The sequence below is a fragment of the Paenibacillus polymyxa genome, assembly GCF_015710975.1.
In the GTDB taxonomy this organism is placed as follows: Bacteria; Bacillota; Bacilli; order Paenibacillales; family Paenibacillaceae; genus Paenibacillus; species Paenibacillus polymyxa.
Window position 1 is genome coordinate 61,362 of record NZ_CP049783.1, and the last position, 13,887, is coordinate 75,248.

At 43.7% G+C, this 13,887-nt stretch carries 15 protein-coding genes and 1 riboswitch; of the genes, 4 read left to right on the plus strand and 11 right to left on the minus strand.

Features of this window, described 5'->3' with window-relative positions:
- Window positions 1-73: 73 nt before the first annotated feature.
- From G7035_RS00290 to G7035_RS00305, 4 genes are all read right to left on the minus strand, one after another.
- Complete coding sequence (locus tag G7035_RS00290; RefSeq protein ID WP_019686771.1) at window positions 74-1,657, minus strand: S1C family serine protease; 1,584 nt, start codon at window positions 1,655-1,657, stop codon at window positions 74-76.
- Window positions 1,658-1,852: 195 nt separating this feature from the next.
- Window positions 1,853-2,161 (minus strand): hypothetical protein, encoded by a 309-nt coding sequence (locus G7035_RS00295; RefSeq protein ID WP_016820509.1) that lies wholly within the window; start codon window positions 2,159-2,161, stop codon window positions 1,853-1,855.
- Window positions 2,162-2,245: 84 nt separating this feature from the next.
- Window positions 2,246-2,821: a 3D domain-containing protein gene (locus tag G7035_RS00300; protein ID WP_016820510.1), complete on the minus strand. Its 576-nt coding sequence runs from the start codon at window positions 2,819-2,821 to the stop codon at window positions 2,246-2,248.
- A gap of 61 nt (window positions 2,822-2,882) precedes the next feature.
- Window positions 2,883-3,764 carry a putative sporulation protein YtxC gene (locus G7035_RS00305; RefSeq protein ID WP_016820511.1) on the minus strand — a complete coding sequence of 294 codons (882 nt, stop codon included), beginning with the start codon at window positions 3,762-3,764 and terminating at the stop codon, window positions 2,883-2,885.
- 239 nt (window positions 3,765-4,003) lie between these two features.
- Here G7035_RS00305 and G7035_RS00310 point away from each other — a divergent pair, with 239 nt between their 5' ends.
- From G7035_RS00310 to G7035_RS00325, 4 genes are all read left to right on the plus strand, one after another.
- Window positions 4,004-4,399 carry a hypothetical protein gene (locus G7035_RS00310; protein WP_016820512.1) on the plus strand — a complete coding sequence of 132 codons (396 nt, stop codon included), beginning with the start codon at window positions 4,004-4,006 and terminating at the stop codon, window positions 4,397-4,399.
- Between the two features lie 196 nt (window positions 4,400-4,595).
- Window positions 4,596-5,090: a cation:proton antiporter regulatory subunit gene (locus G7035_RS00315; RefSeq protein ID WP_017426654.1), complete on the plus strand. Its 495-nt coding sequence runs from the start codon at window positions 4,596-4,598 to the stop codon at window positions 5,088-5,090.
- A 4-nt stretch (window positions 5,091-5,094) separates the two neighbouring features.
- Entirely contained in the window at window positions 5,095-6,321 is a 1,227-nt protein-coding gene (locus G7035_RS00320) for a cation:proton antiporter (protein WP_017426653.1), read from the plus strand.
- Window positions 6,322-6,405: 84 nt separating this feature from the next.
- Window positions 6,406-7,269: a YitT family protein gene (locus tag G7035_RS00325; RefSeq protein WP_019686770.1), complete on the plus strand. Its 864-nt coding sequence runs from the start codon at window positions 6,406-6,408 to the stop codon at window positions 7,267-7,269.
- A 146-nt stretch (window positions 7,270-7,415) separates the two neighbouring features.
- Here the strand turns inward: G7035_RS00325 and mqnC are convergent, their stop codons facing one another.
- The 7 genes from mqnC to G7035_RS00360 all read right to left on the minus strand — a co-directional run bounded on the left by mqnC (window position 7,416) and on the right by G7035_RS00360 (window position 13,839).
- Window positions 7,416-8,549: a cyclic dehypoxanthinyl futalosine synthase gene (gene mqnC / locus G7035_RS00330; protein WP_016820516.1), complete on the minus strand. Its 1,134-nt coding sequence runs from the start codon at window positions 8,547-8,549 to the stop codon at window positions 7,416-7,418.
- Window positions 8,550-8,890: 341 nt separating this feature from the next.
- Window positions 8,891-10,069, minus strand: a complete 1,179-nt coding sequence (locus tag G7035_RS00335) for an aminotransferase class V-fold PLP-dependent enzyme (RefSeq protein ID WP_019686769.1) — start codon at window positions 10,067-10,069, stop codon at window positions 8,891-8,893.
- The gene (locus G7035_RS00340; RefSeq protein WP_019686768.1) at window positions 10,066-11,250 is read right to left on the minus strand and encodes a PLP-dependent transferase; all 1,185 of its coding nucleotides are present in this window, start codon (window positions 11,248-11,250) and stop codon (window positions 10,066-10,068) included. Before G7035_RS00340 ends, G7035_RS00335 begins: the two co-directional genes overlap by 4 nt.
- A gap of 124 nt (window positions 11,251-11,374) precedes the next feature.
- Window positions 11,375-12,292 carry a homoserine O-acetyltransferase MetA gene (gene metA, locus G7035_RS00345; protein WP_019686767.1) on the minus strand — a complete coding sequence of 306 codons (918 nt, stop codon included), beginning with the start codon at window positions 12,290-12,292 and terminating at the stop codon, window positions 11,375-11,377.
- Between the two features lie 117 nt (window positions 12,293-12,409).
- Window positions 12,410-12,536: riboswitch (SAM riboswitch) on the minus strand.
- Between the two features lie 208 nt (window positions 12,537-12,744).
- Window positions 12,745-13,011, minus strand: a complete 267-nt coding sequence (locus tag G7035_RS00350) for a helix-turn-helix domain-containing protein (protein WP_019686766.1) — start codon at window positions 13,009-13,011, stop codon at window positions 12,745-12,747.
- Window positions 12,998-13,171, minus strand: a complete 174-nt coding sequence (locus G7035_RS00355) for a hypothetical protein (RefSeq protein ID WP_019686765.1) — start codon at window positions 13,169-13,171, stop codon at window positions 12,998-13,000. Before G7035_RS00355 ends, G7035_RS00350 begins: the two co-directional genes overlap by 14 nt.
- Before the next feature lie 269 nt (window positions 13,172-13,440).
- Window positions 13,441-13,839, minus strand: a complete 399-nt coding sequence (locus tag G7035_RS00360; protein WP_019686763.1) for a hypothetical protein — start codon at window positions 13,837-13,839, stop codon at window positions 13,441-13,443.
- Between the last annotated feature and the right edge of the window lie 48 nt (window positions 13,840-13,887).

Genomic DNA, 13,887 nt, shown 5'->3' on the forward strand with positions numbered 1-13,887 from the left:
GCATACAGCAAGAAACGGAAGGGTCGTCTTCCTTCCGTTTCTTACGTTCGTGTTCAATTCTAGAGTTGTTCTCTTACTGCTGAAGAGTCGAGCTAAAGTCATTTTTATTTCCTATTTTTAGTTGAATATCTTTTTTCTGCCCGGCTCGTTCGATGTTAAGCGTAAGTGCTGTACCCACTTTTTGTTTTTGAATGAATTGAATTAACTCCTGTGATGTGCTATAAGGCGTGCCATTAGCTCCGATAATTACATCATAAGGACGTAGATCGGCCTGATATGCTGGTGATTTGTATATAATATCCCGAACAACCGAGCCTTCAGTCAGAGATGTACCCAATTCCTTGGCTACTTCAGGGCTCAAGTTCAACAGACTTGCACCAATGAAAGGTACAGGTTCTTTTGGAATAGGCTGGTTATTTTTCAGCTTATCGACGACTTCCAAAATCGTATTGGACGGAATTGCAAACCCGATCCCCTGTGCATCTGCACTAACAGCTACGTTCATACCGATAACCTGCCCTTGCAGATTTAACAACGGTCCGCCAGAGTTACCAGGATTAATGGAGGCATCCGTCTGAATGAGATGCTTGTATTGTGTCGGTTTTCCAGTTGACTCACTATTAATGGTGATGGTACGTTCTTTCGCGCTTAGCACACCGGCTGTTACCGAATGCTCAAAGCCTTCTGGGTTACCGATTGCAACCATCCACTCGCCGACTTTAGCGTTATCGGAGTCTCCCAAGGTTACGGTCGGGAAGTTATTTTTGCCTTCAATTTTAAGAACTGCCAAATCTAGATCTGCATTTTTGCCCAAAACTTTGGCTTCGTAAGGCTTGTTGGTTCCCTCTACTGTAACCTGTACCACACTCGCGCCTTCCACAACATGGTTGTTAGTCAGGACGTAACCCGATTTATCAAAAATAAAACCGGAACCAATACCCAGCGGAGTCAGCTGTCCACTGTTGCTGCCTTCATTTTCATTACTATTGCCGCTGCTGCCACTATCCCCATACTGGTTACCGAAAAAGTATTGATACAGCGGGTCATTGTAATAAGGGCTGCTTTGTCTGCCGCTTCCAGCACTAGATTGCTTGGCAAGTGTTTCAATTTTGACGACTGCCGGGCCAGCCTTGGCTACAACAGATTGAACATCAGCCGTACCTGAAGGCATCACAGCCGGAACTGCGCTTGGAGACGAGTTAGTGGTTCCCGAATTCGTCGTTTCTCCGCTTTCAGCTGCCGCCGAAGTCAACGCTGTCTCCGGTGTGAACATATTGGTTCGGTCAGCTGTATACATCAATACCGTAATGACCAGCATTCCGGCTAAAAAAGATAACAAAATCGTTTTTACCTGCGATTTGGGCTTATTCGGTTTAAATTGCCAGTTGCCGCTATTCCGACCAGAACCATCCTGTTGCTCAGGCATAGCACGTTGATAAGAGGAAGGAAGCGGTCTCACTGCCTGCGGTGGCGTAATCTCAACGTCCTCCACCGACTGCCCTTCCCTGCGTTGTCCGTCCGACTGCACTGAGGAGAAAGGGCCATAGGAATAGTAATATGAGGAACCATTTGAATCGTTTGGCCGAGTTGTTTTATCGTTATCAACCTGATCATTGTCGTTCCGGCGCCCGGAATTATTATTTTTAAATTCGTCCATTGTATATCTCCTCCCAAACCCTATGCTTCAAGGTGGTGTTGTTTAGCTGACTTTATTTTGCACTTTAAACCTTAATTCCACCTTAAAAAAAATTAAAAAGGAGATAAAACCTCAGACCTATTGTATCTAGCCACTTTTACTCAACACGAAATGCCCCGGAATTCAATCCGGAGCATTTCGTGTTGAGTATGCTTTTTATTTTGTGTTAAAGTTCTCGTCGAACTTTTCGTTCGGTGTTTGTGCATTGCTTTGAATTTTGCTGCGACTGGAGTTTTGAACTTTTTGCGCTACTGCACTTGTACCGCCTTGATCTGTTGCAAATTCTTCATCATACTTCTCATTTGGTGTTTGGAAGTTGTCTTGAATTTTATTTTGTTCAGACTGCTTCACCTTTTGAGAAACAACGCCTACCGTATCGTCCTGTGCAAATTCCGCTTTGAACTGATTTCCTGTGTTTGCCTTGAAGCCTTTGTTCATGAAAGAACTACCGCCTTGATTTGGCATATTCCTCGACCTCCCAGTATGGTTTGCGGGATAAGCTCATCCCGAAACATAGTATGTGAAGTCAGGAAAAACAATATTCAAGGATTATATGGAAGCATCCAGTGTCTCGGGCGGAATGGTCTTATGCGTTTCTATCGCCTTTTGCAGCGATTTTATCATTTTTTCGGTACACTTGCCGTTTCCTTTTTTTATGATTTGAACATCCACATCTTTCTTGCCCCATTCAGAATACACCTGCCGGATTGTTTTAAAATACAAGTCAATTTTATTGCCCTTAATCGCTGAACCTGTATCTGCTACAATCCCGTAACCGTAACCTGGAATGTACAATATGCTGCCCAAAGGAAACATCTTCGGATCAGCCGCAATCGTGGACAGTGTATTTTTGTCACGACGCACTTTTACACCGGAATACGTAATACCGTAACCGGGATGATTCGGCCGTTTGCCAGTGGATTCATACCCTGCTGTATAACCTGTTGCCGTGACTGTCATGGTCGTAATAACCTGCTCTTCGCGTGGAGCTATAACAGGTGCGGATTGCCATTTCTTATGCTGGACCGGTTCTTTGTGACCGTAAACCTCATTGCCGGATAATACCAGACAGATTGCGATTAACATGGTTCCCAAAACCCGTTTCCATACCAACATGGATCTCATAAAAAACCTCCCCTTGAGGCAAAGGCTTTCCAGAAATCCATGAGTTTATACGGACTATTAATTATTTTTGAACATCCTGCCCCGGATAAAGTCTGCTCAGCTTTACTTTGTCTTCAAAAATATGCAAGAGCGTCCGTACAATAGGGGTGTGCTCATCGTCTGTGTGCAATATAATGGAAGCAGGGGATATCGAAATAAGAGTGCTGACGATTCGATCCTCTACCTCCATCTCCAGTTCAATACCGGGCATTTCAACAATAATATCATCTGCATCAGGAGTCGGTATGGGCACCATGGCACTATCGAGAATGATAAAATCATGCCCGCCTTGGTGAAGTACATGCACGAGTGGAACTTTGCTCTCCTGAAAAAACACAAAATATTTAAGCAGCCCCATAAATTCTTCGTATTGCCGATCTGCCCAGAATTCTTCCATCGCATAGTCAACGATTTCTTCAAGCTCTTTTTTATACGCATGCAGTCTGAATTGAATAAGCCCTTCCAAATTGATTACACGAAGCTCCTTAAAGTCCTTTTCCAAGAGGGTGGTCAGCTTACCATGGCGCTTTAAACGTCCTCGGGGACCATCATCATTTAACAGTGAGCGAATCATGCTACGAATTTGTTCAACGTCCTCTTTCTCCAGCAACGAGCAGGCTTTGTTGAGAATATGATCGAGAATCCCCCACTCCCTGACTTCGATAATATAATCCGCTATTGCCGAAGACATGATGCTGTATACACAGGGAAGAAAGCTTTCAAACGCTGAATTGCTTTCAGTGCCCTTGCAGGTCCATGCCACTTTGTTGTCCAGCTGTCTGAAAGTGAATCGAAATCCGCGCCGTGACATATGTAGTCCCTTGGTTCTACTTTTGACCACTTCGTAAAAACGGTCGGTTTCTTGATCTCCGTCTGTATTGGTCCACACTGTAAACAGTTCCATTGGCTCACTCCTTTCGATCACTGCTTTCAGTATATGGCGGCCTCTGAAGGGTTATACGAAGTGAACGACTGGAAACAAAAAGACATATGCAAAAGAGGCTGATCAGGTTTCAAAGAGACGTTAAGCGTGTTATAAACAATTACCGTGATTAGGTAAAAACCGAAAGACGTTTGAATATTTAGGGCGGGGTATGTTAAGGTTATAGTGATATGAATTTTTCACAAGAGGGAGGAGATAAGATGTCAACGATGCTGAACATGCTGCGCACATTCATGATCGTCATATTGAGCCTCGTTCAGATTTTGTCCCTTCCTGTGACGTTTCACGCGGAAGATACCACTCAATCCCTTCAGTTTACTTCGGGATCTTCACTTATGCTTCATGCTGATGTTACTTCGTTAGAAACAGATTCTCACGGTCTGGAACATCATTCCAAACCAGCGGTGCGCAAATCCTCCCCATTACTGCATCTGGTGATCGCTGCGGCTAAATCACTTCCCTTTGTCATTCTGATAGCGCTTGTGCTGCTAATGAGCATTCCTAAGCTACGTCTGCCTTTTATTCCTGTCATCTGTAAGCTAAAGAAACAATTGTTTTTGTTCCCCATCAAATTTACCTCTAGTTATGTGGCTTAACCTCCTTTTAGCATGCATATCACCATATTTGCATGTCTCTTTGCTAACTTTTCCTATTCATCTACTGCGTAAAATTTAATTTTCCATTTTTATTTAAAATTTAATGCAATCTAATTTTTCATATGACTTCCAAAGTATGTGATTTATTTCCCATATCATTCACTTAAATAAACGTATTATACAGGAGGCTTTATAAATGGATATTCGAGAGTCTATTTTGCCAGGAATCGGAATTAAGTATCGAATTGATGCGGAGAGTGGCGACCGAATTGTCATTATTATTCATGATGATGGCAGACGTGAGCTATATCACTTTGATTACGAGGATCTGGAACAAAGCATTTCTATGACGACCCTGAATGATCAGGAAGCACGATTAGTAGCCTCCATCATCGGTGGTATGACTTATAAGCCCAAGCAGCTCGAAAGTGTAGAGATGACATTTGACGATTTTATTATCGAATGGTACAGAGTGGAATCCCACTATGCAAGTGTAGGCAAATCCATTGGGGAGCTCGATGTAAGGCAAAATTCGGGTGCCACGGTTATTGCCATTGTGGAGAAAAAGGGAAAAAAATATGTAAATCCTGGCCCTGAAGTGATTATTAGCGATGATGCCACTGTAGTTGTTGTTGGAGAACGTGACCAGCAGAAACGCTTTAAACAAATCCTTATGAACGGAAGCGGGTGATTGGATGGATCATCTGGTATTTGAGGTTGGATTGGCTATTGCTCTAATTGCTGCAGCGGGGCTGATATCCTCCAAACTGCGCTTCTCGGTCATCCCTTTTTATATTCTGATCGGAATGGCAGTTGGACCTCATGCGATGGAGCTATGGCATTTTGATTTTCGGTTTATCGAAAGCGCCCCGTTTATTGATTTTATGGGGAGAATCGGAGTGCTGTTTCTTCTCTTCTACCTAGGGCTGGAGTTCTCAGTAGGTCGGTTGATTAAATCAGGTCGTTCCATTGCTGTGGGCGGTACCATTTATATTGGCATCAATTTTACACTGGGGCTGGCTCTCGGCTTCCTGAGCGGCTTTCCTGTAGCCGAGACACTAGTTATTGCCGGAATTACGACAATATCATCCAGTGCGATTGCAGCCAAGGTGCTAGTCGATCTCAAGCGTACCGCTAATGCTGAAACAGAAATGATTTTAGGTATTATTATGTTTGAGGATGTTTTCCTCGCCGTCTACATCTCCATCCTCTCCGGATTGGTTCTTAGCGACTCTTCCTCGCTCGGGGGTGTACTGCTATCGGCACTCATCGCACTTGGCTTTATGCTTGCAGTTATTATTATCGGTCGAAAGGCCGTCCCTCTGCTAAATCGGATTCTCCGTATCCGCTCCAATGAGGTATTCGGCCTCGTTGTTTTTGGCTCACTGTTTCTGGTGGCTGGTTTTTCAGAAACGATCCATGTAGCAGAAGCTATTGGAGCCCTGCTGGTCGGTCTGGTACTGGCCGAAACGGAACACGCCAAACGGATTGAGCATTTAATTGTTCCTTTCCGCGATTTCTTTGGTGCCCTGTTCTTCTTCAGTTTCGGACTGTCCATTGATCCGCTGTCTCTAGGAGGTAACGCCATATGGCTTGCGCTGGCAGCAGTCCTTCTCACACTATTTGGTAACATTTGGGCGGGTATGCTGGCTGGGCGTACAGCGTCTCTATCTCCCAAAGCATCCGCAAATATCGGTTTGACTATTGTGGCGCGAGGCGAATTTTCGATCATCATGGCCAACTTGGGTAAAGAAGGCGGTTTGCTTGATATTGTTCAACCTTTTGCAGCCATCTATGTACTCATACTGGCCATTCTTGGACCGCTTCTGACAAAGCAGTCAAAGCCTATCTTTAATATGCTAAACAAAATATTCAAATTTAAGGACCCTCGCTTACGAAAGGAAGAAAGCAAATCGGCGTAACTGTAAAAGCTGGATACGACAATCCATAGGAGGGAAGGCTATGCCGCACGTTGTAAAACATGCCGAAACTTTATGAGGCGGCTTGTGAAGCCCGCTTCAGGAGATGCGAGCAGGTTCCCTGTCTTTTATACGATAATTGGCGGAATTACGGCATCCGTCGGTCTGGAATTGTTTTTACATCCGCATGATATGATCGCTGGAGGCGTTACGGGAATCTCCAGACTCATGTCGCTTTATACACAGGAGCATTTTGGGTTACTGCTATTTGTTTTGAACTTGCCACTAATGCTGCTGTATTCTTTGTCTACTCACAAACCCATGCTGCTTCGCGCACTCCCCGGCTTGTTTGCCTTTTCAGGCTCAGCCATCATTCTCTCGCCTTTTCCGGCAGTGAGTGGCCATCCGGTCGTATGTGCTTTGGGAGGCGGAATCTGTATTGGGCTTGGGGCAGCGCTGACAGCTCGTCACGGGGGGTTGCTTGATTCATTAGGACTCAGCGAATCTGACGATGGCCGTCCATCCACTTTGTTGCTAATTCATCGGAAAATTCCGTTAATACAGATCGTAATGTTGTGTAATGGCCTGCTGCTCATTACGGCTGGTTTTGTGTTAGGCTGGGAGCCAGCCCTCTATTCCGCCTTATCCTGTCTCGCTGCCTATGAAACGACTCGGCTGATGTTTACTGGTCTGAGACGCATGGTCTGTGTTGTCAGCAAAAAACAGCCAACTGTCGAAGATGCCATATATCGCAGGTTGCGTTTACACAGCACACCTATTGAAGGTTCTGCCGCCCAGATAAAGGGCAAGATTAAAAGCGAATCAGATAAAAAAGAACAAATGGTCATCATTTACAGTGTTCATCTTTTGGATTTGCAGCGCTTTAAGGCGGCCATCCAAATGGCAGACCCACAGGCTGAGATCATGTATATGAAGCGATGGGAAACGTAGCAAAGCCCAAATATATTAACCATAATAGAAAAAAGATTAAAGATATTGTAGTATTCACTCTTCCGCACAAAAACGCTTATCTTCACTATCCTTGTACATAGGATAGTGAAAGATAAGCGTTTTATAATGTACGATATTAGCTGATATTAATTTTGCATAATAAAGTCATGCTCAATACTGCTGGCACTGTCAAAAGTACGAATAATATCATAACGGGTATTGCGCTGTGCCGGAATGTGACCCGTCTCACGGATCAACTGTAAAATGGATTCGATGTTAACCTTATACGTTGCGCCTGCAGCGGAAACTACATTTTCCTCAATCATGGTGCTGCCAAAATCATCACAACCGTAGTACAGTGATTTTTTACCGATTTCCGGTCCCATCGTTACCCATGAAGACTGGATATGCTTGATGTTATCCAAAACAAGACGACTGATCGCTACAGTCTTCAAATATTCCTCTGGCGTCTGGCGTTCTTTCTTCAAATTCGTGTTGTCTGGTTGGAAGGTCCAAGGAATAAAGGCCAGAAATCCTTCAGAATTATATTTGTTTTCAATGCATTCGTCCTGAGCATCACGGACACGCAGCAAATGCAGCGCACGCTCCTCCATCAGCTCGCCAAATCCGATTACCATGGTAGCCGTTGTGTTCATCCCAACCTTGTGAGCTGTTTGCATGACATCCATCCAATCACGCCAGGAGCCTTTGAGACGGCTAATTTTGCGGCGTGTACGGTCATCCAAAATTTCTCCGCCTCCACCCGGCAGCGAATCCAATCCAGCTTCATGAATGGCTCGGATCGTTTCCTCCATGGATAGGCCGGATTTTTCCTTCATTTTGTGAATTTCAGCTGGTGAGAAGGAGTGCATTGTAATATCTGGAAAACGTTCCTTAATAGCTTTCAGCAAATCGGTATAATAGCTGAACGGCAGGTTTGGATTTACACCGCCTTGCATTAGGATTTCGGTGCCACCTACATCCTGCGTTTCCTTAATTTTTTGGAAAATCACCTCATCCGGCAAAACATAACCTTCATCGGAACCCGGTCTGCGGTAAAATGCGCAAAAGCGGCAGTATACGTCACACACGTTCGTATAGTTAATATTTCGTCCGATGACGAAGGTTTTTATGGGATCGGGATGCATGCGATTCATGACTTTATTCGCCGCATGACCTATTTTTTCAACCTCGTCTGATTCGAACAAAGCAACGGTATCCTCTAAATTCAGGCGTTCGCCGCGTAGGGCTTTATCTAAAATATGGTCGATTACACTCATGGTGTATCCTCCTTCGCTGTCACAGGGCGACGAAATGAAAGACAGGACTTATGAACGAGAATGCTTTCACAAACCTGCGTTCGAACCCTGCCGTAATGTATGTTCATGACTAGCCTTGTATGTTGTCTGTGCTATTTAGCATAGTAAAACCTAATGATAATACTAACATATCTTTTGGTAAGGAACCATACTTAGACTGAAAAGTGCCTTTTTTCACACTGTCTATCATGTCATTCATATAGAAAACAGCAAGTCTCCTGAATACCGGAAACCTGCTGCTTAGGGCTGTACCTATTTGCTTCCTTCGTATAACGTTGAGATGCTATGGACGTGCTAACGTTCTAGCTCAGCGCCTCATCCAGATCACGGATCAGGTCATCAATGTCCTCCAGACCTACGGAGAAACGAAGTAGTCCGTCTGTAATCCCGCGCTCCAACCGTACACTTTGCGGCATAGCCGCATGTGACATCATTGCTGGGTACGACAAGATACTTTCCACAGCTCCCAGACTCACCGCCACAATGGGAATACGTACACGACTGAGGACCTCTTTTGCACGCTCACCAGAACCCACATCAAACGATATCACTGCACCATAACCGCTCGATTGACTCTCATGAATTGCACGCCCTGGATGGTTCTCCAAACCCGGATAGTATACCGCTTCAATGTCATTGTGCTCGTTTAGCCAGTTTGCAAGCTTAGCTGCACTTTTTTCGCTGTGAGCCATACGCGCCTCTAGTGTCTTCATCCCACGCATAAGCAACCAAGACTCTTGCGGAGCCAGCACGGTACCCAATCCATTCTGCAGCTGCTTGATTTGTCTTCCCAATGATTCAGTACGCGCTACCGCAAGTCCTGCCAGTACATCACTGTGTCCACCTAAAAACTTGGTCGCACTGTGCAATACAATATCGACTCCCTGCTCAATCGGACGTTGATAATATGGTGTCATAAAAGTATTATCCAATAACGTCAATAGCCCATTATCTCTTGCCCAAGAGGTTATTCCTGCCACATCGGTAATTTTAAGTGTCGGATTAGAGGGGGTTTCCATATACACAGCCCTTGTATTTTCCTGCAACGCCTCTTTCACAAGGTTGAGATCCGTCATATCGACGAAGGTCGTTTCGATATTCATCCGTTTCAAGATGGAGGTCAGCAGTCGATATGTTCCTCCATATACGTCCTCCGTAACAATGACATGATCACCAGCAGATAAGAGCATAAATGTAGTGGAGATAGCAGCCATACCAGAAGCAAAGGCAAAACCGCAAGCTCCGCCTTCTAATAATGCGATATAATCTTCTAAAGCTTGTCGTGTCGGATTACCTGAACGGCTATAATCATGCTGTGGAGGATTAAAAATATCATGATGGTGAAAGGTCGAAGCTTGATAGATCGGGACACTCGATGCCCCTGTAACACTGTCAATTTCAGAGCCAAAATGCAGCAGCTTGGTTGCGAATTTCCGCCCTTTGTCCTGATCCTCTCCGATCTTCCTCGCATCCTCTATCATTGCTGCTCCCCTCCTTCTACCTCTTGACGTGCCGCTTCCAGTGCCGAACGCAAATCTTCAATCAGGTCATCTGTATGCTCGATACCTACGGAGAAACGAAGCAACCTGTCATCTACCCCGACTGCATCCCGAATTTCTGCCGGTATGTCCGCATGTGTCTGCACAGCAGGATAAGTCATTAGCGATTCCACACCGCCTAGACTTTCGGCAAACGCAATAAGCTTAATATGACGAAGCAAAGGCTCCACATAACGAGCATCCTTTACTTTGAAAGAGAAAATACCCGTATTTCCGCTGGATTGTTTATTTTGTATCTCACGACCTGGATGGCCCTCAAGCGCCGGGTAAAATACTTCCGCCACTGCCGGATGCGTCAGTAAATAATTAGACAACACCGTTGCATTATGCTCATGTCGATCCATGCGCAGCGCTAACGTCTTCATCCCCTTCATCAACTGATAACAGTCGCTCGGGGAAAGCACGGCCCCTATGGAATTGTGCAGGAAGGAAATTTCAGCTGACAGCTCTTTTCCTTTGGTTACAATCAACCCTGCCAGCACATCGTTGTGCCCGCCCAAATATTTGGTTGCGCTATGTACCACAATATCCGCACCCAGTTCCAATGGCCGCTGGAAATATGGTGTTAGCAGCGTATTATCTACAATAGTAAGCAACTCATGTTGTGATGCCCATGAAGCCACCGCTTGAATATCAGTTATCATCATTAACGGGTTTGTAGGCGTTTCTATGAATACAGCTTTGGTATTCGGTCGACATGACTGTTGGAGTGCTTCGAGATCGTTTGTATCCACATAAGTTGCGGTCACACCAAATTTGGATAAAATACGCTCTAGCAAACGATAGGTCCCGCCATAAAGATCCAGCGATACAATGAGATGGTCTCCCTGTCCAAACAAAGCAAATACCGTTTGCAGCGCTGCCATACCTGAACTGCAAGCAAAGCCTGCATCACCAGATTCAAGTGCAGCAGCAGCCTCTTCCAGTACCTTTCGCGTGGGATTAATCGTCCGAATGTAATCAAACCCTGTGCTTTGACCCAGACGGGGATGGCGGAACGCCGTAGATTGGTAAATCGGGTAATTAACAGCCCCGGTTACTGGCTCCTCTACTGAACCGATTTGTGCCAATCTGCTTTCGATTCTCCACTGCTTATCACTCATATGAATCCTCCTGTTCACTTCCATAGTAGGTGCTATAACATATGCTGCAAAAATGGATGTCCAAGACTATACTGCTGCGCTACTGCAAGGCGGTACTGTATAAGGGTAAACTACAAACCCATTTTTAAATCTGAGGTCCGATATCATAAGGTGTTTCTTGGTATACATAATAGTTAAGCCAATTTGAAAATAATAAATTGGCATGAGCCCGCCAGATCGAGGGCGGTATGCGTCCAGGATCATCATTAGGATAATAATTTTTGGGGACGTCAATATCCAGTCCTTTGGCTATATCGCGATCGTATTCCCATTTCAGCGAAAGTGGGTCATATTCAGAATGCCCTGTTACAAAAATTTGTTTACCATCAAGCGTGGCTACCAGGTACACTCCAGCTTCCTCGGATTCGGATAAAACTTCTAATTCGGCAATATGGTCAATATCTTCCCGCCGAACCTCGGTATGCCGAGAGTGGGGAGCATAAAACAGTTCATCAAAGCCGCGTAGCAGTTTCACTTTAGGTTTAATAACGGTGTGTGGAAATACCCCAAAGCATTTGGTGTCGAGCCCGTATTTCGGAACATTGAAATGATGGTATAAGCCTGCCTGTGAGGCCCAACAGATATGCATGGTCGAAGTAACATTTGTTTTCGTCCACTCAAAGATTTGCCGGATCTCCGCCCAGTAGGTCACATCCTCAAACTCAAGTTGTTCTACGGGGGCTCCTGTAATAATCATGCCGTCAAAACGACTGTTCTTGATCTCATCAAACGTTTTATAAAACATGTTCAAATATTCTTGCGATGTATTTTTAGATACATGTGACTTCATATGCACCAACGTGACATCCACTTGTAACGGCGTATTGCCGACCAGACGCAACAGTTGGGTTTCCGTTGTTTCCTTCGTAGGCATCAAATTCAAAATGGCGATGCGCAACGGACGAATATCCTGATGATAAGCCAGGCTTTCGTCCATTACGAAAATATTTTCGCCCTCCAGTACTTCCTTAGCAGGCAGTGTATCTGGAATTTTAATCGGCATGTAAACTCACTCCTTGATCGGTAAGTTGTGCGAAAATCGTCTGGTAGAGATGCCGGGCATATAATAAAAAGACCTTTCTCGGTTAGAGAAAGGTCATATTTGTATCCATATGCGCCTCTCTCATCTGTCAGGGCTACGCTTCTTTGTACAAAGCGCGAGTCCTGCAAGAATTAGCACCGTGCGATAAAAATCGCCGGTTGCCGGGTATCATCGGGCTAGTCCCTCCACCTGCTCTTGATAAGAAAATGACATTTAATTAGCCTTAATTAATCTTAGAAAACCTTATTGTACCAAGGGTTTTCCTTGTTTAACTTGCTAATTAACCTTATTTAGTTTTAAGTAATATTACCTATTTTTTTTGTCGGCGTGACCGCTGAGTGACCACTACAACAATAAAAAAGAACATGCTCAACATCTAGATGCTTCATTGCATGTTCATAATTATACACATATTATTCAGTTCCGCAAGAGGATTCGATTATGTATTTTGCAAAGAATGGTTTGGCGACTCTCATCAGTTTGCCAACCTTCATGACTGGGAACTTTCCTGATTTCATTTCTTGATAGGCAACATTTTCACCCACCATTAGTATTTCCATGATGTGTTTTACATCTAACAATGGTGGATATGCTTCTAAAGCCTTTACCATTTCATCTATATATGTACTGTTATTTACTTGGTTTTCTTCTGTGTATGTATCTAGTTCAGTACTCATCATTGCCGCCTAACATTCCAATAGCTTCATCTCCAGAACTATTACTTATCAATTTTTCTTGAGCTAAACCAATAATTCTAAAAGTGGCATCGTCTTTTAATCCTTGTTCACTCAAAATAGTAGCAAACAAGTAACTAACTGTTTCTAGATCAGATTTTTTCAATGTAATATTATCTCCTTAGTCTATGTATTTTTGCTATTTAAATCTAAATTAGTTCATCAATATTTGTCTCTAAAATTATTCCATTTGACTTCATTTTAAAATATAATTCAGCTTTCTCGTACAAAGAACAGATGAGTATGCCTTCGCCTAGAGTTCCACTAATAATATCTTCATGAGTATATGTATGTTTGTTCTGAATATCATTTAAAAAATCACAAATTAGTTTTGTCAAATAGGTCGTATCCTTTCTCATAAAACTATTATTTTATTTAGACTTCTTTCCCACTTGCTACCGTAAAAGATACATAACAATCGCCTTCATATCCATTTACATAAATCAAAGCATATCCACTTTCATAACTCTTTTCTAAATCCAACTCTCTTAATGTGTCGCTATGATATTGATAGATTGTTTCACCAACAAAATTAAATTGCTCAATCAAAGTAGCGTCTACTGGAAGAAAACGTTCCGATTGCTCCTTAGCCTGTTCTATTGAGTCTGTTTCAGCAGAAATATTATATACTTGCTGATTTTCATTAACAGCGCAAACAATGTTCAGCCCTTCATGATAATATCTAGCCAAATTATTGTTACCGTGATTAGCTCCAAAATGTAACCGATATGTATCCAATGTATCCCCAAGCTGCGGATAGTTCTTTTCATTCATTTATTGTTCTCCCTTTTAATTAATTTTTAGTACAGCACCTACCAACTT

What these genes read in the sequence shown, in the direction of transcription:
- G7035_RS00290 (WP_019686771.1), bottom strand. Translation starts at nt 1,657, where the DNA reads ATGGACGAATTTAAAAATAATAATTCCGGGCGCCGGAACGACAATGAT.
- G7035_RS00295 (WP_016820509.1), bottom strand. Translation starts at nt 2,161, where the DNA reads ATGCCAAATCAAGGCGGTAGTTCTTTCATGAACAAAGGCTTCAAGGCA.
- G7035_RS00300 (WP_016820510.1), bottom strand. Translation starts at nt 2,821, where the DNA reads ATGAGATCCATGTTGGTATGGAAACGGGTTTTGGGAACCATGTTAATC.
- G7035_RS00305 (WP_016820511.1), bottom strand. Translation starts at nt 3,764, where the DNA reads ATGGAACTGTTTACAGTGTGGACCAATACAGACGGAGATCAAGAAACC.
- G7035_RS00310 (WP_016820512.1), top strand. Translation starts at nt 4,004, where the DNA reads ATGTCAACGATGCTGAACATGCTGCGCACATTCATGATCGTCATATTG.
- G7035_RS00315 (WP_017426654.1), top strand. Translation starts at nt 4,596, where the DNA reads ATGGATATTCGAGAGTCTATTTTGCCAGGAATCGGAATTAAGTATCGA.
- G7035_RS00320 (WP_017426653.1), top strand. Translation starts at nt 5,095, where the DNA reads ATGGATCATCTGGTATTTGAGGTTGGATTGGCTATTGCTCTAATTGCT.
- mqnC (WP_016820516.1), bottom strand. Translation starts at nt 8,549, where the DNA reads ATGAGTGTAATCGACCATATTTTAGATAAAGCCCTACGCGGCGAACGC.
- G7035_RS00335 (WP_019686769.1), bottom strand. Translation starts at nt 10,069, where the DNA reads ATGATAGAGGATGCGAGGAAGATCGGAGAGGATCAGGACAAAGGGCGG.
- G7035_RS00340 (WP_019686768.1), bottom strand. Translation starts at nt 11,250, where the DNA reads ATGAGTGATAAGCAGTGGAGAATCGAAAGCAGATTGGCACAAATCGGT.
- metA (WP_019686767.1), bottom strand. Translation starts at nt 12,292, where the DNA reads ATGCCGATTAAAATTCCAGATACACTGCCTGCTAAGGAAGTACTGGAG.
- G7035_RS00350 (WP_019686766.1), bottom strand. Translation starts at nt 13,011, where the DNA reads ATGATGAGTACTGAACTAGATACATACACAGAAGAAAACCAAGTAAAT.
- G7035_RS00360 (WP_019686763.1), bottom strand. Translation starts at nt 13,839, where the DNA reads ATGAATGAAAAGAACTATCCGCAGCTTGGGGATACATTGGATACATAT.